The sequence below is a fragment of the Amycolatopsis sp. NBC_01480 genome (assembly GCF_036227205.1).
Classification (GTDB): Bacteria; Actinomycetota; Actinomycetes; order Mycobacteriales; family Pseudonocardiaceae; genus Amycolatopsis.
In genome coordinates this window covers 1,336,914-1,355,907 of the sequence record NZ_CP109442.1, presented here as the reverse complement: position 1 = coordinate 1,355,907, position 18,994 = coordinate 1,336,914, and the positions used below count along the sequence as shown (strand labels likewise).

The 18,994-nt window shown below is 69.9% G+C and carries 21 protein-coding genes; 11 read left to right on the top strand and 10 right to left on the bottom strand.

The annotated features are described in order from the left end of the window. The 3 genes from OG371_RS06220 to OG371_RS06210 all read left to right on the top strand — a co-directional run bounded on the left by OG371_RS06220 (position 1) and on the right by OG371_RS06210 (position 2,187). Positions 1-513 (top strand): SRPBCC family protein, encoded by a 513-nt coding sequence (locus tag OG371_RS06220; RefSeq protein ID WP_329066461.1) that lies wholly within the window; start codon positions 1-3, stop codon positions 511-513. Beyond that, positions 513-1,550 carry an LLM class flavin-dependent oxidoreductase gene (locus OG371_RS06215; protein ID WP_329066459.1) on the top strand — a complete coding sequence of 346 codons (1,038 nt, stop codon included), beginning with the start codon at positions 513-515 and terminating at the stop codon, positions 1,548-1,550. Before OG371_RS06220 ends, OG371_RS06215 begins: the two co-directional genes overlap by 1 nt. A gap of 88 nt (positions 1,551-1,638) precedes the next feature. Next, entirely contained in the window at positions 1,639-2,187 is a 549-nt protein-coding gene (locus OG371_RS06210; protein ID WP_329066458.1) for a dihydrofolate reductase family protein, read from the top strand. A 30-nt stretch (positions 2,188-2,217) separates the two neighbouring features. On the opposite strand, the gene OG371_RS06205 is transcribed toward OG371_RS06210, so the two are convergent. Both OG371_RS06205 and OG371_RS06200 read right to left on the bottom strand, forming a co-directional pair. Beyond that, positions 2,218-3,744, bottom strand: coding sequence for an AMP-binding protein (locus tag OG371_RS06205; protein WP_329066456.1), 1,527 nt, complete (start codon positions 3,742-3,744; stop codon positions 2,218-2,220). 93 nt (positions 3,745-3,837) lie between these two features. Further along, positions 3,838-4,710: a helix-turn-helix transcriptional regulator gene (locus OG371_RS06200; protein WP_329066454.1), complete on the bottom strand. Its 873-nt coding sequence runs from the start codon at positions 4,708-4,710 to the stop codon at positions 3,838-3,840. On the opposite strand from OG371_RS06200, the gene OG371_RS06195 reads away from it, so the two are divergent. Beyond that, entirely contained in the window at positions 4,709-5,653 is a 945-nt protein-coding gene (locus tag OG371_RS06195; protein WP_329066452.1) for a hypothetical protein, read from the top strand. The two genes, OG371_RS06200 and OG371_RS06195, sit on opposite strands and share 2 nt — an antisense overlap. A 92-nt stretch (positions 5,654-5,745) precedes the next feature. After that, positions 5,746-6,264, top strand: a complete 519-nt coding sequence (locus tag OG371_RS06190; protein WP_329066450.1) for a hypothetical protein — start codon at positions 5,746-5,748, stop codon at positions 6,262-6,264. A gap of 160 nt (positions 6,265-6,424) precedes the next feature. Here OG371_RS06190 and OG371_RS06185 read toward each other — a convergent pair whose 3' ends face one another. Together OG371_RS06185 and OG371_RS06180 are read right to left on the bottom strand one after the other, a co-directional pair. Further along, positions 6,425-7,264, bottom strand: coding sequence for an LLM class F420-dependent oxidoreductase (locus tag OG371_RS06185; protein WP_329066448.1), 840 nt, complete (start codon positions 7,262-7,264; stop codon positions 6,425-6,427). A 52-nt stretch (positions 7,265-7,316) separates the two neighbouring features. Then, positions 7,317-8,009, bottom strand: coding sequence for a TetR/AcrR family transcriptional regulator (locus OG371_RS06180; RefSeq protein WP_329066445.1), 693 nt, complete (start codon positions 8,007-8,009; stop codon positions 7,317-7,319). A 56-nt stretch (positions 8,010-8,065) separates the two neighbouring features. Here OG371_RS06180 and OG371_RS06175 point away from each other — a divergent pair, with 56 nt between their 5' ends. Continuing rightward, a complete protein-coding gene (locus OG371_RS06175; RefSeq protein ID WP_329066443.1) occupies positions 8,066-9,169 on the top strand; it encodes a DNA alkylation repair protein in 1,104 nt (367 codons plus the stop codon). A gap of 710 nt (positions 9,170-9,879) precedes the next feature. On the opposite strand, the gene OG371_RS06170 is transcribed toward OG371_RS06175, so the two are convergent. Continuing rightward, positions 9,880-10,317, bottom strand: a complete 438-nt coding sequence (locus OG371_RS06170) for a MarR family winged helix-turn-helix transcriptional regulator (protein ID WP_329066442.1) — start codon at positions 10,315-10,317, stop codon at positions 9,880-9,882. Between the two features lie 100 nt (positions 10,318-10,417). Between OG371_RS06170 and OG371_RS06165 the strand changes: the two genes are divergently transcribed. Both OG371_RS06165 and OG371_RS06160 read left to right on the top strand, forming a co-directional pair. Then, entirely contained in the window at positions 10,418-11,503 is a 1,086-nt protein-coding gene (locus tag OG371_RS06165) for an FAD-dependent oxidoreductase (protein WP_329066440.1), read from the top strand. A 101-nt stretch (positions 11,504-11,604) separates the two neighbouring features. After that, entirely contained in the window at positions 11,605-11,961 is a 357-nt protein-coding gene (locus OG371_RS06160; protein WP_329066438.1) for a nuclear transport factor 2 family protein, read from the top strand. A 20-nt stretch (positions 11,962-11,981) separates the two neighbouring features. On the opposite strand, the gene OG371_RS06155 is transcribed toward OG371_RS06160, so the two are convergent. The 3 genes from OG371_RS06155 to OG371_RS06145 form a co-directional block, all read right to left on the bottom strand. Beyond that, entirely contained in the window at positions 11,982-12,713 is a 732-nt protein-coding gene (locus tag OG371_RS06155; protein ID WP_329066436.1) for a pyrimidine reductase family protein, read from the bottom strand. Beyond that, positions 12,710-13,519, bottom strand: a complete 810-nt coding sequence (folP, locus tag OG371_RS06150) for a dihydropteroate synthase (RefSeq protein ID WP_442876147.1) — start codon at positions 13,517-13,519, stop codon at positions 12,710-12,712. The genes OG371_RS06155 and folP overlap by 4 nt, the downstream gene beginning before the upstream one ends. A 181-nt stretch (positions 13,520-13,700) precedes the next feature. Then, positions 13,701-14,000, bottom strand: a complete 300-nt coding sequence (locus OG371_RS06145) for a YciI family protein (protein WP_329066432.1) — start codon at positions 13,998-14,000, stop codon at positions 13,701-13,703. Positions 14,001-14,210: 210 nt separating this feature from the next. Here OG371_RS06145 and OG371_RS06140 point away from each other — a divergent pair, with 210 nt between their 5' ends. After that, the gene (locus OG371_RS06140) at positions 14,211-15,119 is read left to right on the top strand and encodes a hypothetical protein (RefSeq protein ID WP_329066430.1); all 909 of its coding nucleotides are present in this window, start codon (positions 14,211-14,213) and stop codon (positions 15,117-15,119) included. On the opposite strand, the gene OG371_RS06135 is transcribed toward OG371_RS06140, so the two are convergent. After that, positions 15,095-15,658 carry a TetR family transcriptional regulator gene (locus OG371_RS06135; RefSeq protein WP_329066428.1) on the bottom strand — a complete coding sequence of 188 codons (564 nt, stop codon included), beginning with the start codon at positions 15,656-15,658 and terminating at the stop codon, positions 15,095-15,097. The two genes, OG371_RS06140 and OG371_RS06135, sit on opposite strands and share 25 nt — an antisense overlap. A 91-nt stretch (positions 15,659-15,749) precedes the next feature. On the opposite strand from OG371_RS06135, the gene OG371_RS06130 reads away from it, so the two are divergent. Then, positions 15,750-16,403 carry an SDR family NAD(P)-dependent oxidoreductase gene (locus tag OG371_RS06130; RefSeq protein ID WP_329066426.1) on the top strand — a complete coding sequence of 218 codons (654 nt, stop codon included), beginning with the start codon at positions 15,750-15,752 and terminating at the stop codon, positions 16,401-16,403. On the opposite strand, the gene OG371_RS06125 is transcribed toward OG371_RS06130, so the two are convergent. Then, positions 16,361-17,914, bottom strand: a complete 1,554-nt coding sequence (locus tag OG371_RS06125; RefSeq protein ID WP_329066424.1) for a helix-turn-helix domain-containing protein — start codon at positions 17,912-17,914, stop codon at positions 16,361-16,363. The two genes, OG371_RS06130 and OG371_RS06125, sit on opposite strands and share 43 nt — an antisense overlap. 201 nt (positions 17,915-18,115) lie before the next feature. Between OG371_RS06125 and pucL the strand changes: the two genes are divergently transcribed. Beyond that, positions 18,116-18,988 (top strand): factor-independent urate hydroxylase, encoded by an 873-nt coding sequence (pucL, locus tag OG371_RS06120; protein ID WP_329066423.1) that lies wholly within the window; start codon positions 18,116-18,118, stop codon positions 18,986-18,988. Positions 18,989-18,994 lie beyond the last annotated feature (6 nt).

The following is an 18,994-nucleotide window of genomic DNA, read 5'->3' as shown; positions in this document are numbered from 1 at the left end:
ATGGAGTGGACCGGCGCGCGGTACGCGGACCAACCCACGGCCGAGGCCACGACGTGGATCAACGGCGACCCCGAGCAGGTGTGGCAGGTCGTGGCCGACGTCCGGCTGATGCCCTCGATGAGCCAGGAGCTGCAGTCCGTCGAGTGGTGTGACGGCGCGACGGGCCCGGCGCTGGGCAACTCGTTCCTCGGCAGCAGCAAGCACGACGCGCTCGGCGAATGGCAGACGAAGTCGTTTGTCGTCGAATGCGAAGAGCCGCGGGTGTTCGCCTGGGCCGTCCAGGACACCGAGAACCCGACGGCCACCTGGCGGTTCACGCTGGCCCCGGAGAACGGCGGCACCCGGCTCACCCAGTGGATGCGCATCGGCCCGGCCCGCTCCGGCCTGTCCTTCGCGATCGACCGGATGCCGGACAAGGAGCAGAAGATCGTCTTCGTGCGGATGCGCGAGTTCGAGAACTCGATGACCGCCACCATCGCGGCGATCAAGGACCGCGTCGAGGCCGCGAAGTGATGCGGACGGCGACCACGATCGAGGCGTCCGGCGGCTGGGCGGAAACGCTCGCTTTTGTCTTGGAGGCCGAAAAACTGGGCCTCGACGTGTGCTGGGTCGCCGAGGCGTGGGGCTCCGACGCGCCGTCCGTGCTCGGGTACCTCGCCGGGCGCACGGAGCGTTTGCAACTCGGCTCCGGGATCATCCAGCTCGGCACCCGCACGCCGGTCGCGATCGCGCAGGCCGCGCTGACACTGGCGGAGGTGTCCGGCGGCCGGTTCTCCCTCGGCCTCGGCGCGTCCGGCCCGCAGGTGATCGAGGGCCTGCACGGGGTGTCGTTCGCGAAGCCGCTGACGCGGATGCGCGAGACCGTCCAGATCATCCGCCAGGCCTTCGCCGGTGAGAAGATCTCCTTCTCCGGCAAGGCTTTCGAGATCCCGTTGCCCGGCGAGGCGCGGCCGATGCGGCTTTCGTCGAAGCCGAATGAGGACATCCCGATCTACCTGGCCACGCTCTCGCCGAAGCTGCTGGAGCTGACCGGCGAGATCGCCGACGGCTGGCTCGGCACCAGCTTCGTGCCCGAAGGCGCGAGCGCCTACTTCGGACCCATCGACGCCGGGCTCGCGAAGTCCGGGCGCACGCGCAAGGACCTGGACGTCTGTCAGGGCGCGGAAGTCGCGTTCGCCGCCGATGAGGACGAACTGCGGACGATGGTGGGCGGCCGCAAGAAGGAGCTGGCTTTTTCGCTCGGCGGCATGGGCTCCGCGAGCACGAACTTCTACAACGACGCGTACAGCCGCCAGGGCTGGGCCGACGTCGCGGCCGAGGTCCGCGAGCGCTGGCTGGCCGGCGACCGCGACGGCGCCACCGCGCTCGTCACGGACGAGATGGTGCTGGGCACCACGCTGATCGGCACCGAGGACATGGTCCGCGAGCGCCTGCGCGTGTGGCGCGAAGCCGGCGTCGACACCGTCCGCCTGTACCCGTCGGGCGAAACGCTCGACGCGAAACTCAGCACTCTGGGCCGGGCCCTCGACCTGGTGCGGCAGGTCGGCTGAGGCGTTCGGGACGGCTTCGGCCAAACGCCTGCACGGGCGGTCCCGCCTGCGCGATAGTGGCGGCATTCCCGAGCCGAGGAGCCGCCCGATGCGCAAGATCGTGTCCACATTGTTCATCTCGCTGGACGGCGTGGTCGAGGCGCCGGACCAGTGGTCGCTGTCCTATTGGAACGAAGAACTCGAGCACGCCGTCGGCGCCGGCATGGCGGACGCGGACACGATGCTGCTCGGCCGGGTCACCTACGAGGGCTTCGCGGAGTCGTGGCCGGGCCGCACGGTGGCCGACGACCCGGGCGCGGAGTTCATGAACAACGTCCGCAAGTACGTCGCGTCGACCACGCTGACGAGCGTCGAATGGCAGAACTCGACCCTTCTGGAGGGCGACCTCGCCGCGGCGCTCGCCGGGCTGAAGGCCGGCGAGGGCGGCGACATCATGACCAGCGGCAGCACGACGCTGGTGCGCTGGCTGCTGGCCGAGGGCCTGGTCGATGAGCTGACCCTGTTGCAGTACCCCGTGGTCGTCGGCCGCGGACGGCGCCTGTTCCCGGTCGAGGGGCCGTCGTTCGACTTCGAGCTGGCCCGGACGAAGGCCTTCGGCAACGGTGTCGTGCAGCTGGTCTACCGTCCGGCCGAGTGAGGCCCGCCGGCTTCCACAGTGGACGGCGGGTCAGTTCACCTGCCGGTCCTGGCCGTCCCAGAACGGCTTGCGCAGCTTGAACTTCTGGATCTTCCCGGTCGCCGTTCGGGGCAGCTCGTCGAGGAACTCCACGCGTTTCGGGCACTTGTAGCCCGCCAGGTAGTCGCGGCAGTGGGTGATCAGCTCCTCGGCCGTCACGGGGGAGCCGTCGGTGACCACGAGCGCCGTGACGAGTTCGCCCCACTTCTGGTCCGGGATGCCGATCACTGCGACCTCGCGGACGGCCGGGTGCGAGGAGAGCGCGTCCTCCACCTCGATGGACGAGACGTTCTCGCCACCGGTGATGATCACGTCCTTCTTCCGGTCGGCGATGGTGAGGTAGCCGTCGGTGAACGAGCCGCCGTCGCCGGTGTGGAACCAGTTGCCCTCCTGGACGCGCGCGGTCTCCTCCGGGTTCTCCCAGTAGCCGTCGAGGTTCATGTTCGACTGGACCAGCACCTCGCCGTCGGTGTCGATCGACACCCGCACGCCGAGCGCGGGCGTGCCGGCGCGGCCGAGGCGCTTCGCCTGCTCGTGCGGGTCGAGGTCCGCCCACTCGCTGCGGAACCGGTTCACCGTGAGCAGCGGCGAGGTCTCGGTGAGGCCGTAGATCTGGATGAACTCCCAGCCCAGCTCGGCGCGCACCCGCTCGATGGTGCGGGTCGGCGGCGGCGCGCCGGCCACCACGATCCGCACGCGATCGCGGCCCGGTATTTCGCCTTCCCACTTCGCGGCGCCGTCGAGCGCGGCCGTGACCACTGCGGGCGCGGCGCACATGATCGTGACGCCGTGCTCTTCGATGCGCCGGAGGATCTCCGTGCCGTCCACTTTCCGCAGCACGATGTGGCGTCCGCCGAGACCGGTGACGGCGTACGGCATGCCCCAGCCGTTCGCGTGGAACATCGGCAGGGTGTGCAGCAGGACGTCGTTGTCGTTCAAGGTGGTGTGCAGGCCGAAGACGGCGGCATTCAGCCAGAGGTTGCGGTGCGTGAGCTGCACACCCTTGGGCCGCGCGGTGGTGCCGGAGGTGTAGTTCAGCGTGGCTGTGGCCGATTCGTCGCCGGCCCACGGCCGCGGCTCGCCGTCACCGCCGAAGATCTGCTCGTCGTGCTCGCCCAGCACGTACACGTGCTTCGCGGTGACGCTGTCCAGCAGTGGCTTCAGTTCCGGGTCGATCATGACCACTTCGGCCCCGGAATGCTCGACGATGTACCGCACCTCCGCCGCGGCGAGCCGGAAGTTCACCGGCACCAGCACCCGTCCCCAGCCGGAGACGCCGAAGAACGACGTCAGCAACCGCGCGGAATTGTGCGAAACGATCGCGACGCGCCCGCCTACCGGCACGCCGAGCGCGTCGAGGTTCGCGGCCTGCGCGCGGGCGCGGCGGGCCAGCTCCCGGTAGGTCACCTCGCCCCACGACGCGGCGGGCTGGTCGGGCTCGTCCACGACCGCGATCCGGTCCGGGTAGACGGACTCCGCGCGGTCGAGGAAATCGCGGACGCCGAGGTCGTAGAACACGTGCCGGTCCCTTCGCTGTCTTGCGGGCGGCACCGCCCGCTCGGCGATGATGACTCGCCGCCGGGGGTACCGGCCACCCCACAAAGGGGGTGGTCAGTGGTGCGGGTGGTCCAGCAGCCCGGCCGCGCGCGCCCGGTTCACCGCCTGGATCCGGTTCGACGCGTCGAGCTTGCGCATCGCGTGCTTGAGGTACGACTTGACGGTGTTGGCCCGCAGTCCCAGCCCCGCGGAGATTTCGTCGTTGGTGCAGCCGGCTCCCACGAGCCGCAGCACGTCCAGCTCCCGTGGGGTGAGCGTGATGTCGCTGTCGACGCTGGTGGTTTCGTCGTCCGGGCGGAGGCGTTCGCAAACGTCCAGTAGTCGCGCGCGGGCTTCGACGTCGTGCATCGAACCGGCGATTGCGAGCAGCTCGGCCTGCAGCTCCTGGTGCTCCCCGGCGAGTGTCGAGAAACGTTGCGGCTCGCCCAGGGGAACGTAAGCCTGGGTCGCGATGCGACGGCGGACCTCTTCCTCCACCTCGATGTCACGCTCCAGCCTCGACACCACCGCGGTCGCGGCGCGCAGCACCCGATCGCCGAACGTGATCGAATCGCGGGTCGCGGCGTAGAGCACCGCGCGCGTCGAATCCCCGACGCACACCGGCAGCGCGACGATGGCCCGCAGCTGTTCGGGAGCCACGGCCCGGTCGTATTTGTGCGTGATGCCTTGCGCATTCAGGTAGTCGGTGACCGTGGACGGCCGCCGCAGCGCCACGGCTTTGCCGCCGAGCCCGGCGCCGGTGGCGACCTGCAAGTGCTGCAACGAGCGCGTGGCCGTGCCGCGGAGCTGGTCGATCACCAGGGAGCGCGAACCCGCCGACACGGGTCCGCCCATCGCGACCGGCAGCCCGGTCGCGCGCTGGAGTGCCTGCAGCGCGCCGGCGACCAGGGGGCTGGCTGCCAGCGCGAGCCGGGCCGATGACGTCATGGGCATCGTCCTCGCCTTGCTTGACCTGCGGTGGGGCATTCACGCTACGCCGTCCGTCGCAATCGGACCACGGTTGTGGTTCGGTGGCGGGGTGGACGTTCCGGACTTCGACACCGTCGCCGAGGCCCTCTACTCAGGGGAGCCCGGCGAGTTCGTCGCGGCCCGCACCGCCGCCGCGCGCGACGCCACGGCCGCCGGCGACCGCGAGCTGGCCGCCCGGATCCGCGCGCTGCGCAAGCCGACCCGCGCGGCCTTCGTCATCAACCGCCTGGCCCGCGACGGCGCCGCCTCGCTGACCGAGCTGGCCGCCCTGGGCCAACGCCTGCGGGAGGCCCATACGAACCTCGCCGGCGCCGAACTGCGCGACTTGGCCCACCGTCGGAACGAACTGGTCCGCCGCATCATGGCCGACGCTCCCAGCCTCAGCGACGCCGTTGCGCGCGAAGTGGAGGAAACCCTGGAGGCAGTGGTCGCCGACCCGTCCGTCGCCGAACTGGCCCTGGCCGGACGCCTGACGTCGATGGCCCAGCAGGACGCGGACCAGTGGCTGTCCTTGCCGGTTTCTTCGGTGGCTTCGAAGAAGCCCGCGCCGACGAAATCTGCGCCGGCGAAGGCCGCACCGAAAAAGGCAGCTTCTCCTTCTGTGGAAAGGAAAAAGGCCGAGGAGGACCGTCAGGCCCGCGAACGCGAACGCGCCCAGGCTCACGCCCGGCGCGAGGAACAACGCCGCAAAGCTGCCGCCGCCCAACGAGAACGCGCCGAGGCCGCCCGCACCCTCATCCGCGCCGAACACGCAGCCGAACAGGCCGACGCGCGCGTCACCGACCTCCGCACCCGCCTCGCCGACGCCGAAGCCCGCGCCACCCAAGCGACCAAAGATCTCACCGCCGCCCGCTCAGCCTTCGAGGCTGCGAAGAAGGCCGCTTCAGAGAACGAGGACTGATCGGTCTGCGCGGTGTCGCCTGCTCTGGTGACCGGAAAGTTCTCGCGGATATTCGGTAACGATCACTGCGATCGTGCGTTTCACTGGCGGTCGTGGAGAACCTGCCTGACGAACTGCGCGACCGGGTGTCACGGCTCAACGCTGATCTGTTGCTGGACCTGGTCCGACCCGGTGAAGCGGTCTGGCTGGCTTGCGATCTGCTCGTCGCCGGTGTCGAGAGCCCTTCAACGGCCGAGCTGGCCGGCGAGTCGGCAACCCGCCTGCTTCTCTCCGATGCTGTGCCGCTCGTTCGGCAGCTGCTCGCAGACCTCGGCGTGGTGCCGATTGACGCGTCGCAGGCCCCGTGGGTCGTTGCCCGTGACATCGCCCGCCAGATGATCGCCGGCACTCTGCTCCCCGAAGCGGGAGCGCGTTCACTGTGGAGTTTGCGGTGGTCCTGTGACAATGCAGCCGAGATCGGGCTGATGCTCCAGCCGCTGGAAGCCTGGGACGAGACACTGGCGGCAAACCGTGACGATGAAGCAATCCGCGCGGAGATGCGGGAACTCGCCCAAGGTGTCCTGCTCGCTGCCAATGCGCGGCTGGCTGGCGGCGGCTTGATCGACTCGTGAACGCAAGTGAGCCGAGCATCGGGAAACGATCACGAGCATCCCGATATTCACGTGCGTCGGCAGGGTTCTCCGCTTTCCCTTATGTGCTTTGCCGTATGCACGATGCGCTACTGGCGCTCGGAAACCCCGAGATCCGTCGCCAGGACCGATTCCTCGATGGTCAGAACACCACCTCGGCCAGTTTTCGGTACCCCGTCAGGATGTCCGGGCCCAGTACGTGGATCCCCACGTGGTCGGCGCCCGCGGTCAGGTGCTCGCCGAGCCGGTTCGCGATCGTCGCGGGTGAGCCGTGCAGGACGAGGTCGTCGATCAGCCGGTCGGTGCCGCTGCCCGCGACGTCTTCCTCGGTGTAGCCGTGCCGGCGGAGGTTGCTCACGTAGTTGCGCAGCCCCAAATACGGCTTCTCCACGAACGGCCGCCCGATCAGCCGCGCCGCTTCCGCGTCCTCCTCCACCACGATCTTGTGCTCGGGGGCGAGGATTGCGTCCGGGCCCAGGATCTTGCGAGCGTGCCCGGTGTGCGCAGGGGGCACGAGGTACGGGTGCGCGCCCAGCATGCGGTCCGCGGCCAGTTTCAACGACTTGTCGCCCAGCGCGGCCAGGATCCGGCCCTCCTTCGGCACGCCCTCGGCGTCTAGCCGGTCGAGGTAACCGACCATCTTCGCGTACGGACTTTCGTACTGGGCCACGGATTCCGGGTGGCCGACGCCGACGCCGAGCAGGAACCGGTTGCCGTAACGCTCGATCAAACGGTGGTAAGACGCGGCGATCCGGCCCGCGTCGTTGGTCCACATGTTCACGATCGCCGTGGCGACGGTGACGGTCTCGGTCGCCGCCAGTACCTCCTCGAAGTAGGCCAGGTCTTCGACCGTGCCGCTGCCGATGCCGAACCACACGGCGTCGTAGCCCAGTTTCTCCGCTTCCACAGCGGTTTTCCGACGCGTCTGCTCGTCGGTCGCCGGGCTCATCCAGGCGCCGAACCGGCCGAGTCGTACTGTCACCCCACACCCCCTACATTGGCTACAGATTGAACTGTAGCGAATGTAGCACGAGTCAGAGGGCGAGGCGACTGAGCCATTCGCGCAACATGCTCTGCTCGGTCGCGGTCAACTCGGCGGCTTGCGAGTCCAGCGCGGTCGACAAAGCGACCGCGAGCGCGCCGACGGTGGACGGTTCCTTGGCGGGCTCGTCGGTGAGCAGCCCGGCCAGCACGGACTCGCGGACCTGGTGTGACATCGCCAGGTCGGGGTTCGATTCGGGCTGTGCGATCAGGCTCAGCGTGACGCCGGAGTTGGCGGCCGCGACCTGCCGCGCGGCCTCTGCGGGAGTGGTGCGCAGCCGGCCCTGGCGGGCGACGAGGGTGAACAGGTTGCGCAGCATCTCCTCTGCGCTGGAAGTGAGCGTGCACGGCTCACCGGGCCTGATCTGGCCGTAGAGCAGCACGTAGAAGGCCGGGTGGTGCAGTCCGTACTTGACGTGCCGGTCCCAGCCGTCGCGGATCTGCTGGACCGGATCCGCGTCCGGATCGATTTTGTCGGTGCTCTCCAGATACTGGGTGAAGCCGAAGTTGACCACGGCGTCGAGCAGGCCCTGTTTGCTGCCGAAGTGGTGGTAAAGCGTCGGCGCCTGGACGTGGGCCCGCTCGCAGATCGCGCGGGTGGACACCGAGTGGGCTTCGGCGCCGTCGAGCAGTTGGGCGGCGGCGAGCAGGAGCCGGTCCTTGGCGCTGCCGTTCACGATGTCCATGTAGCAACTGTAGCGCTACATACGCTATAGTGATGTGTGTAACAGAGGGGGAAGCGATGCCACTGGCAGACGAGCTGCTCAACGCGCGGGTAGCGAAGGGGTTGGCCGCGAGCCTGAAAACCGCGGCGCCGGGTCTGCGGTTCCCGGCGCTCGGCCGGGCGCGGTTGACCGGGCTCGGCTTGCGTCAGCGCACCGATTTGCTGCGCGACGCGTTGCTGACCGACCTGCCCGGCGGCTATCGCGAGCTGGAGGACGTGGTGCGCCGGGCGCTGGCCGACGACACCTTCACCGGCTGGATGATCTGGCCGGTCACCGAGGCGGTCTCGTCGCGGGCGCTCGAAAACGGTGGGACGGCGGCGTTCGACGCGGCGCTCGACCTGCTTGCCGACCTCACCCCGCGGCTCACCGCCGAGTTCGCCGTCCGCCCGCTGCTGGACGCCGACCTAAAACGCGCGCTGCCGAAGGTGCTGAGCTGGACCGAACACCCCGACGAACATGTCCGCCGGCTGGCTTCGGAGGGCACGCGGCCGTTGCTGCCGTGGGCAAGGCGGGTCACCGCGATCGTGGAGCGGCCGGGCGTGACGGTGCCGATCCTCGACGCGCTCTACCGCGACGAGTCCGCGTACGTGCGGCGTTCCGTCGCCAATCATCTGAACGACCTGAGCCGCGGCCGCCCGGAGGTCGCAGTCTCGGCCGCAGCTCGCTGGTCGTCCGCAGACGCCGGAAAGCAGACCGCGCAACTCGTGCGCCACGGCCTCCGCACGCTGATCAAGCAGGGCGACGCGGATGCGTTGGCATTGCTGGGTTTCGCCCCGCCGTCCGGCATCACCCTCGACGGTCCCGCGCTCTCGGACGAATCCGTGACAGTCGGCGACGACCTCGGTTTCAGCTGCACGCTGCGAAACACGAGCACTGAGCCCGCCAACCTGGTCGTCGACTACGTGGTGCACCACCGCAAAGCCAACGGCTCCACCACCCCCAAGGTCTTCAAACTCACCACGAAAACCCTCGAGCCGGGGGCAGAGCTGGTGGTCGAGCGGACCCACTCGTTCCGGCTGATCACCACTCGCGTGTACCACCCGGGACCGCACGCGCTGGAAATCCAGGTGAACGGCGAATCGTTCGGGAAGGCGGGGTTCGAGCTGCTTCCGGTCGCGTGAGAGGTGAGTAGCGGCGGGTCGGGACGCTGGTAGCGGCTTGCGGCGCGGGCTGCGGCTTTGCGGGGTCCGGCCGCTCGCTGCGGTGACTCGCTTCGAGTTGGGCTGCGGCGGTGGGGCTGCAGAGCCTTGGTTGCAGGGCAAGCGGTGGGCAGACGTGTCCGCGGCAGCCGGCGGTGCCGGAGCTGGTGCGCCGGGGGACTGGTGGTCGGCCGGGGGCCGGTGTCGGGCTGGTGCTCGCGGCGGCCTGGCGTGCCAGGACCGAAAGTCCGAGGGCTGGGCTGGCGCCCCAAGGCGGCTGGCAGTCCGGGCCGAGGGACCGAGGTGAGTGGTGGTCTGGGTTGGGGCTACGGGATGACTGGTGCTTCGGGCTGATGTCCTGGGGTGCTTGGTGGTCGGCCCGGGCTCAGGTGTCGGGCTGGCGCGCCGGGTCCGGAGACCCGGGGTTGGGCTTGTGGCCCCAAGGCGGCTGCTAGTCCGGACTGAGGCTCCGAGGTACGTGGTGGTTTGGACTGTTGCCCTGTGGCGACTGGAAGTTCGGGCTGATGCCCTGGGGCGACTGGTGGTTTGGCCTGAAATGCCCGAGGCGCGTGGTGGTTCGGACCGATGGTCCGGGCACTGCTGCTTCGGGCTGCTGCCCAGGCGCGCTTGGCAACTCGGGCTGATGCCGGGCACACCTACCGGTCCGGGCCGATGCCCGAGGGCTTCGCAGGTCAGGCCAGGTGGGTGCCCGCGAGCAGGTGGGTGAGGTCGGCGCCGAGGCGGGTTCGGTGGGTTGGGGGCAGGTCGGCGAGGAGGGTGGCCAGTTCGGCGGTGATGCCGTCGTGGGTGGCGCAGGCCAGGGCGCGGCCCTCGTCGGTCAGGGTGACCTGGCAGGTGCGGCGGTCGGTGCGGTGCTGGCCGCGCGTGGCCAGCGCGCGGCGCACCACCCGGTCGACCAGGCCGGAGAGGCTGGACTTCTCCAGGTGCAGCACCCGGCCCAGCTCCGACATCCCGAGCGGCCCGTCCATCAGCACGCACAGCAGCTGAGCCTGCTGCGGCGTCAGATCGTGCTGACGGCTGACGTCGGCGAACACGTGCTGCACCAGATGCGAAAGCCGCACCAGGGAACCCGCCAGCTCGATGTCCGCGGTGGGCACTGTCTTCGTCATGGCTCCTCCCGGTGCGAAGCCTACTTGACGACAGTTCGTAGTGCGAACTAACGTAAGGTTCGTACTACGAACTGTTCGTATGGCGAACCAAGGGGGCGCGATGGCGAGAGTGGTGGTGGCCGGCGGCGGCTACGGCGGGATCGCGGTGGCGAAGGCGCTCGACGACGTGGCGGAGGTGGTGCTCGTCGAGCCGCGGGAGGAGTTCGTGCACCACAATGCGGCGTTGCGCGCGCTGGTCGATCCCGAGTGGACGGACCGGATCTTCCTGCCGTACGAGAACTTGCTCAGGCACGGCCGAATTCTCCGCGACCACGTCGTGCAGGTCGGCGACAGCTGCGGCGAGGTGACGCTCTCGTCGGGCGAGCGGGTGGTGGCCGACTACGTCGTGCTCGCCACGGGGTCGGCGTATCCGTTACCGGCGAAGATGGACGTTTTCGGTACCACCGCGGCGAAAGGCCGGCTCCACGCCGCGAGGGAGGCCGTGGCCGAGGCCGACGCGGTGCTGCTGCTCGGCGCCGGCCCGGTCGGGCTGGAGCTGACCGGCGAGATCAAAGACCGCTGGCCGGACAAGGCCGTGACGATTGTCGACCCCGCGGCGGACGTGCTCGGCGGGCAGTACCCGGACGAGTTCCGCGCGGAGCTGCGCCGCCAGCTCGACGCGCTGGGCGTGACGTTGCTCCTGGGCACCAGCCTGACGGAGGATCCGGTTTCCCAGGCAGGACAATCGAAAGCGTTCACCGTGACGACGCGTTCGGGGCACCGGGTGAGCGCCGGAGTGTGGTTTCGCTGCTTCGGCGTCGCGCCGGCTTCCGGCTACTTTTCCGGCTCTCCGGCGCGGACGACGGCCGGGACATTACGGGTGACTCCGCACCTTCGCGTCGCCGGCCACGAGCGGGTCTTCGCGCTCGGCGACCTGGTGGACCTGCCGGAGGCGAAGATGGCGCGGGCGGCCGGAATGCAGGCCGACGTCGTGGCCGCGAACATCCGGGCGCTCATCGAGGGCGGGCCGCTCACGGTGTACTCCCCGGCGTCGCCGGGGATCTCGTTGCCGCTGGGCGTCCGCGGCGGCGCGACCTACCAAGAGGGGATCGGAGTGCTGGGCGCGGAACGGACTGCCGAGCTGAAGGGCGGGGACCTGCGGACGGCCCCGTACGTCGAGCTGCTGGGCCAGACCCGCGACCGATGAGCCCGGGCCGGGAACCCGGAGCGTCGAGTCCTGGCCCGGAAACCCGCCCGCCCGCGTCTTCCTTGATCGCGGACGTCTCCCGACGCGGGCATACTGCGACCATGGATGCTCGGGCGCACGTTGATGCCTGGCTTGCGGCCTGGCGAGCCCGGGACCTCGACGCGGTCATGGCCTGTTACGCCGAGGACATCGACTTCGTGGCGTCCACCGTGGTCCGCCGGTGGGGCCGGGCCGACGGGCGGCTGCGCGGCCGGGAGGAGCTGCGCCTGCATTTCGAGCAGGGGCTGAAACTGGCGCCGGACTTGAGGCTCACCGAAGAGGCACTCCTGAGCAGCCCGGACGGGTACGCGCTGTTCTACCACCGGGAGAACGGCAATCGCGTGCTCGACGTCGTGGAACTGGACGCCGCGGGCAAAGCCGCCCGCGTCCGTGCTTTCTACGAGCACCATCAGCGCTGAGACACCGCAGGCAACCGCGCCTAAAGCAGGTACCGCAGCAAAAGCGTCCCGTCTTCGACCAGAACCGAGGCCAGCTCCAGCCGGGCCGGGTCCAACCCGGCGCCGGCGGCGATGCGGGACGCCGTGCCGGCGACCAGGAGCGGGGCGATCGTGAGACGCAGCTCGTCGACCGCTCCGGCGGCGGCGAGCGAGGCGAACAGGTGCGGGCCGCCCTCGCAGTCGATGCGGGTCAGGCCGCGGGCGACCAGACCGTCGACGGCTGCGTGGAAGTCCACGGTGTCGGTGCCGGCGACCAGTACGTCCGCGCCCGCTGCGGACCATGCCGAGCGCAGGTCCGCGGGCGCGGCCTCACTGGTGATGACGATCGTGGGCACCGTGGCCTTCGTGATCACCGGTGCGTCCGGGGGCAGCGAGCGGCCCGAAGTCACCACCGCGACCGGTGCGATCGGGGCCAGGCCGTGGCGACGGCGGCGTTCGGCCGCCTGCGGGTCCGGCTGACCGCCTTCGAAACCCTCGATCAACGCCGTCCCCGCACCGACCAGCACGACATCGGCGAGGTCGTTGCCCAGCCGGTAGACGACCCGGTCCGCCGGGGTCGACAGCGTGGCCGAGCGGCCGTCGACCGTCACGGCGCCGTCGGCGCTGGAAACGAAGTTCACCGCCAGCCACTTCGGGTCCGCCGGGTAGGAGTACAGCTCTTCCAGGTCGGCGTCGGCCAGGTCGCGGGTGCCGGGCCAGATCTCGCGGATCACAGCGAACGCACCACGTTCGCGGGCGGGCGGGTGCCCGCGATGCTGGCCACCATCTCGACCACGTGCCGGGTCTCGCGCACCTGGTGCGCGCGGAACATCGCGGCTCCGTGCAGCGCAGCCACCGCCGTCGCCGCGAGGGTCCCGCTCACGCGCTCGCCGACCGGCACGTCCAGCGTCTCGCCGATCACGTCCTTGTTCGACAGCGCCATCAGCACCGGCCAGCCGGTCTCGGTCAGCGTTTCGACGTTCCGCAGCAGCTCCAGCGACTGGTAGGAGTTCTTCCCGAAGTCGATGCAGGGGTCGATCATGATGCCCTCGCGCGGCACCCCGCGTTCCAGCGCCCGCTCGGCCAGCGCGGTGGTGCCTTCGATCACGGCCTTGACGACGTCGTCGTACTCGGGCCGGACGGCTTCCGTCCGCGGCTGCAAACCGTTGGTGTGCGCGCAGATGTACCCGGCGCCGTACTGCGCGGCGACGTCCAGGATCTCCGGTTCGACGGCGGCCCAGTTGTCGTTGACCAGGTCCGCGCCGGCGCGGCAGACGGCATCGGCGACTTCGGCGCGGTAGGTGTCGACGCTGATCACGAGGTCCGGGAAGGTCTCGCGGGCCCAGGCGACAGTCGGCACGACGCGGCTGATCTCTTCCGCGGTGCTGACTTCGGGGCCGTGGCCGGCGGGCACTCCGCCGATGTCGATGAGGTCCGCTCCCTCGGCGCGGGCGCGGCGGACGGCGTCCTGCGCGCGCTGCTCTTCGAAGGTGGCGCCGTGGTCGTAGAACGAATCGGGCGTGCGGTTGACGATGGCCATCACCAGTGCGCGATCTCCGGTGAGGCGGCGGCCTCGGAAGACGAGGTCGGGCGTCTTCAATGTGCTCTCCCGTGCCGGTGCGTCGGTCTCCGCGATCATAGGCGAGCAGACGACGGCATTACGGCCGGCAGGTGGCGGGCGACGATGCCGGAGGCCACCTGCGCGCGGGCCTTCGACCGGTTCAGGAGGCGAGTGCCTCGTTGATGGCGTGGAATTCGTGGGACGTGCGGGTGGCGGAGAACTCGATCACGGTGTAGCGCGCGAGGCGTTGGATGACGAAGGGGTCGGTGGCGAGCACGGCGTCCAGCTTGCCGCGCAGGCACGGGCGGGTGAGGATGACCTGGTCGGCATCCCCGTTTCCTTTTCCGGAAACCAGGAACAAGCCGTGCGAGAAGTGCGAGCGCACCCAATCCGCGTGTTCCGGAAGTGCGTAGTCGACTTCGTTTCGAGGCGCTGTGTATGTCAGCAAGGCTATGTACATGACTTCAGGGTAGAACTCCGGAGCCGACCTTGCATCCTCCTCCCGAGTGTCGCGTCCCACGCGTAAAGTCATCTCCCGGTCAATAATTCCAGAATTCCTTTACCGGGGCTTTTTGTTCCTTTTTAAAGCGACCGGCGTACGTAAACCTGCGTACGCTGGTGTCGACACCGGCACGACGACGAAACGTTGTCGTGGCACCAGACTCGGCGTATGACACCGATGGTGGCGGCCGCGGGCCGCATCTGGCGCGACGGCCGGCGAGTCGAGCGCGCCGCGTACGTGGTGGGTGCCGTGCTCTTCGCCGGTGGGCTGGTGAACGCCGTGGTGCTGCTGGCTTCCGGCGGCTCCTGGCTCGGGCCGGTTTCACTGCGCAAAGCGGTCACATTCGGGTTGTCGTTCGGCCTCACCCTGGCGACGGTCGCGTGGGCGACCTCGTACCTCACGGTCCGGGGCCGGACGGTGCTGCTCGGCGCGTTCCTCCTCGCCTGTGTGGCCGAGGTGGTGCTGGTGACGATGCAGGCGTGGCGCGGAGTCCTGTCGCATTTCAACTTCGAGACCGGCTTCGACACGGCCGTTTCGATGACGCTCGCCGCCGGTGGCGCGGTGATCGTGCTGACCGGGCTCGGCTTCACCATCGCGGCCTTCCTCTCGCCGGGCGTGATGTCGCCGAGTCAGCGGCTCGCGGTGCGGTTCGGCCTGCTGGTGCTGATGGTCGCGCTCGCGACCGGCGCGGTGATGATCGCCCGCGGCGTCGGCGAATCGCGTGGCGGCAACGCTCAGCTGGCCTACACCACGGCGGGTGCGCTGAAACCCCTGCACGCCGTGGCCATGCACGCGATCCTGGTGCTGCCCGGGCTCGCCTGGCTGCTGCGGTTCACCGGCTTGGCCGAGCGGCAGCGCCTTCGGCTGGTGTGGCTCGCCGTTGTCGCGGACGCGGTGCTGACGGCCGTCATCGGAATCGAGGCCTTCACCGGAATTCCGCCGTTCTCGGCGCCGGCCGTTTACACCGGGTTGTCCGCTGCCGCACTCGCTGTTCTCGTCGGGGCCGTTATTTTTTCGTTGTTTTCCGCACTGCGCGCCAAAGAAAGTCCTGACTATTTCCGCGCAAGCAATCCCTGAACGGCGTCGACGAGGGTAAGCCGCCGTTCGGCCCGATCGGCGGGCAGCCGAGGACCGAGTTCCGGATTCGTGGTGTGCCACGCCGCGGACAGCGCCTGGATCAGCACGACCAGTTGCACGGGCGAGTAGTGCTCCGGCACCTCGCCCGCCCGCTGTGCGCGGCCGATCTCGCCGAGCCGGACGTCGTTCGCCTCGGTGATCGCGCGCAGGTGCTCGTCGGCGGGCCGTTCGAGCCGGTACCAGGTGGACAGCCGCAGCGTCTCGGGATGGTCCTCGTAGTAGTCGAACGCGCGCCCGGTGTAGCCGGCGAGGTCGCCGGCGTCGAACGGCACGGCGGCGAAGAACGCCTTCGTCCGCTCGTCGAAGACGGCGTCGAACAGCTGCTCTTTGCTGCCGAAGTAGGAGTAGATCATCGCCTTGTTGCAGCCCGAGGCGGCGGCGATCCGATCGACGCGCGCGCCCGCGATGCCGTAGCCGGAGAACTCGGCGGTGGCGGCGTCGAGAAGCCGGCGTTTCGTCTGTTCCGCGTCGCGAGCCATGCCCCAGGCTAGCAACCAACCGGTCAGTCGATTTGACGTTCACACTGGTGTCAGGCCCTACGGTCGAGGAGACCGAGGGAAGGAGCCGGGCATGCCGGTGACGATCGTGATCGGGGCGGGGCCGGGCATCGGCCGTTCCGTGGCGCGCCGCTTCGAGCGTGAAGGGTTCGAGACCGGGCTGATCTCGCGCACCGGGCCGTACCAGGCGGATGTCGCGGACGAGAGGTCCTTGCGCACGGCACTGGACGCGGCCGTCGCGGACCTCGGGCGGCCCGAAGTGGTGGTTTACAACGCCGCCGTGATCCGGCCGGACACCCCGGGCGAGCTGACCGTCGACGAGCACCTGGACCGGTGGCGGGTCAACGTGCTCGGCGCGTACGTGGCCGCGGCGCACTTGGCGCCGGCAATGGCCGCGCGGGGCCACGGCACCTTCCTGGTCACCGGCGGGATGCCGGAGCCGAAGGCGGGTTACAGCAGTCTTTCGCTGGGCAAGGCGGGCGTGCGGACGCTGGTGGCGTTGTTCGCCGAGCAACATCCTGAGCTGCACTGTATTTCAAACAGCGCTGTGCCTCGGTTACCGTCGCCGGCGCGGTCGCCCCGGGTACCGCGTTCGATCCGGACGACATCGCCGAGCACTACTGGCGGCTGCACAACCAGCCGCGCGCGGAATGGGCGCTGGAAGCGGTCCACGACGGGCGCACCTCATGACCAGCCCCAGCCCTGCGTGAAGCAGCCCGCCAGGTAGAGGTCGACGCGGTCGGCGAACCGGCCCAGGTCCCGTCCGGTGAGGTCCGAGATCCGGCTCACCCGGTACCGCAGGGTGTTCACGTGCAGGTGCAGCGCGGCGGACGTCTGCGTCCAGGAGCCCGAGTGCTCGAGGAAGGCCTTCAGCGTGCCCAGTAGTTCGGAGCCGTGCGCGGCGTCGTAGGCCAGGACCGGGCCGAGCACCTTCTCGCCGAAGGAACGGCGAAGGTCGTCCGGCACGGCGGCGAGCAGCAGCAGGTGGGACGCGACCTCGTCGCCCGCCAGCACGCTCGCGCGTCCGGGCGAAAGCGCCGCGAGCGTCCGCGCGTGTCGGGCTTCCTGGATTCCCGCGCGCAGCCCGGCCGCGTCCGGCGCCCGGCTCAGCCCGATGGCCAGCCGCGCCGAACCCAGCGCCGGCTCGAGGATGCGAACGGCCTCGCGCAGGTCCGCCGCCACGCGGTCGAGGCGCAGGAATGCGGGAAACAGGCCGAAAGTCTCACCGTCCACGGTGCCGACGAGCGTCGGCCCGGAGACGGCCGCCAGCAGTTCTTCGACCAGCACCGGCGTCAGGCCGGGGCCGCCGCCGGTGACTTCGGCGGACAGCGCCACCAGCTGCTCCCGCACGGGGAACTCCGCCGCTGCCAGCCGGGACGCCAGCTCGGCCGTCGGCGAGTCGGAAAGCGCCAGTCTCAGCAATGGCTCGGCTGCGCGGTTTTCGATGCGTTTGGCTTCGTCGACGCGCGTTCGCTCCAACCCGACCAGCGGGGCCAGCTCCAGCGCCAGCTCCCGCCGCCACGACGGCCAGGCCGAGCAGTCGCCGTCGACCACCAGGAACCAGCTGGCCACGCGGTGCCCGGACCGGCTCGCCGCGGCGAAGAGGGTGACCGGGGCGGCCGCGTCGGTCTGGGGACTCACGGTCAACGGCAGGCGTTCGGCCCGCAGGAAGTGCCGGGCGAGGGCCGCGCGCCGATCGGCAGGCAGGGAGTCCGGGCCGGCGATCAGGCGGCCCGTCGCGCTGAGCACCCAGCAGTCCGCGGCCAGCTCGGCCGCGCCCGCGGCCACCAGCGCGGGCAGCCCACGGCCTTCGGTGACGGCCGCGATCAGCCGCCGGTGCGAGTCCTGCGCCGGGGCTTCGCGCTCGGCGGCCAGGCCGAGGATCACGCGTTCCGTCACCGTCGCGAAGGACACCGAAAGCGGCACTTCGAACAGCGGCAGCCCGACCCGGCGGCACGATTCCACCAGGTGCTCCGGCACCGGGCCGCCGACCTCGGCCGTGCCCGCGCCCAGCGCGACCACGCCCGCCGCGGCCAGGGTGCCGACGAACTCGTCCGCGTCGGCGGGACCGGGCAGCCAGCGCAGGCCGCACAGCACGATCTCGCCGCCGTCCAGGTACCGCGTCGGATCCTGCAGGGTCGCCTGGAACACGCGCTCGAACTCGCGGTCCAGCGCGTCGGCACCGGCCAGCAGCGTCAGCCCGAGCCCCGGCGTGTCCAGCAGCGCACCGAGCCGCACCCCGCACCTCCTTCCGAGCTTCCGGCCTTCCGTGTCCGGACCTCATCAGTACCGCACACCCCACCGGGCGCGTCGTTTGGAGGAATCTACGAAATCCGGCCCCGCGCACCCCGCTCCTTTCAGTGGATCTGCCGTGGTCCGCGCCACGTCGCGGCGTGTGTACTGCAAGACATCGAAGGCAGAGCGCGGGAAGGGAAGACCATGGCGATCGTTCTGGGTGACAACCGCTACGGGAAGGCGGAGAACCGGCTCGTGCGCGTCGACCGCGACGGCGACGAGCACCGGATCACCGACCTCAACGTGAGCGTGTCGCTCTCGGGCGACATGAGCGACACCCACCTGACCGGGGCCAATGACAAGGTCCTGGCCACCGACACGCAGAAGAACACGGTGCACGCGTTCGCCCGCGAGGGGATCGGCGAGATCGAGGACTACGCCCTGCGGCTGTCCCGCCACTTCGTGACTTCGCAGGAGAGCATCCACACGGCGCGCGTCGAGGTCGAGTCGTACCCGTGGCAGCGGCTGCAGGTCGGCGGCCGGCCCGCGCACCACTCGTTCGCCCGCTCCGGCGGCGGCACCCGCGCGACCACCGTGACCTACGACGGCGAGCGCGCCTGGGTGCTGGGCGGCGTACGTGACTTGACGGTGCTGAACACCACGGACTCGGAATTCTGGGGTTTCCCGCGCGAGGAGTACACCACCCTCGCCGAGACGAAGGACCGGATCCTGGCCACGGCGGTGTCCGCGACCTGGCGCTTCGCCGGCGACGAGGCCGACTGGACCAAGGCGTACGACACGGCGCTGGCGTCGCTGCTCGACGCGTTCGGAGGAACGTACAGCCTCTCGCTGCAGCAGACGCTGTACGCGATGGGTACGCGGGTGCTGGAGACGGTGCCCGAAATCGTCGAGATCCGGCTTTCGCTGCCGAACAAACACCACTTCCTGACCGATCTCTCACCGTTCGGCCTGGACAACCCCGGTGAGGTGTTCCACGCCGCCGACCGGCCGTACGGCCTGATCGAGGGCACCGTGCTGCGCGACGACGCGCCGCCCGCCGGCCCGGCCTGGAACTGAAAGGAC

Excerpts from the sequence above, each read along its gene's own strand:
- OG371_RS06195 (WP_329066452.1), top strand. The coding sequence starts at position 4,709 with ATGGGCATCGTCCTCGCCTTGCTTGACCTGCGGTGGGGCATTCACGCT.
- OG371_RS06160 (WP_329066438.1), top strand. The coding sequence starts at position 11,605 with ATGGATGCTCGGGCGCACGTTGATGCCTGGCTTGCGGCCTGGCGAGCC.
- OG371_RS06180 (WP_329066445.1), bottom strand. The coding sequence starts at position 8,009 with ATGGACATCGTGAACGGCAGCGCCAAGGACCGGCTCCTGCTCGCCGCC.
- OG371_RS06170 (WP_329066442.1), bottom strand. The coding sequence starts at position 10,317 with ATGACGAAGACAGTGCCCACCGCGGACATCGAGCTGGCGGGTTCCCTG.
- OG371_RS06220 (WP_329066461.1), top strand. The coding sequence starts at position 1 with ATGGAGTGGACCGGCGCGCGGTACGCGGACCAACCCACGGCCGAGGCC.
- OG371_RS06175 (WP_329066443.1), top strand. The coding sequence starts at position 8,066 with ATGCCACTGGCAGACGAGCTGCTCAACGCGCGGGTAGCGAAGGGGTTG.
- OG371_RS06140 (WP_329066430.1), top strand. The coding sequence starts at position 14,211 with ATGACACCGATGGTGGCGGCCGCGGGCCGCATCTGGCGCGACGGCCGG.
- pucL (WP_329066423.1), top strand. The coding sequence starts at position 18,116 with ATGGCGATCGTTCTGGGTGACAACCGCTACGGGAAGGCGGAGAACCGG.
- folP (WP_442876147.1), bottom strand. The coding sequence starts at position 13,519 with ATGGCCATCGTCAACCGCACGCCCGATTCGTTCTACGACCACGGCGCC.
- OG371_RS06165 (WP_329066440.1), top strand. The coding sequence starts at position 10,418 with ATGGCGAGAGTGGTGGTGGCCGGCGGCGGCTACGGCGGGATCGCGGTG.
- OG371_RS06215 (WP_329066459.1), top strand. The coding sequence starts at position 513 with ATGCGGACGGCGACCACGATCGAGGCGTCCGGCGGCTGGGCGGAAACG.
- OG371_RS06200 (WP_329066454.1), bottom strand. The coding sequence starts at position 4,710 with ATGACGTCATCGGCCCGGCTCGCGCTGGCAGCCAGCCCCCTGGTCGCC.
- OG371_RS06210 (WP_329066458.1), top strand. The coding sequence starts at position 1,639 with ATGCGCAAGATCGTGTCCACATTGTTCATCTCGCTGGACGGCGTGGTC.
- OG371_RS06130 (WP_329066426.1), top strand. The coding sequence starts at position 15,750 with ATGCCGGTGACGATCGTGATCGGGGCGGGGCCGGGCATCGGCCGTTCC.
- OG371_RS06135 (WP_329066428.1), bottom strand. The coding sequence starts at position 15,658 with ATGGCTCGCGACGCGGAACAGACGAAACGCCGGCTTCTCGACGCCGCC.
- OG371_RS06145 (WP_329066432.1), bottom strand. The coding sequence starts at position 14,000 with ATGTACATAGCCTTGCTGACATACACAGCGCCTCGAAACGAAGTCGAC.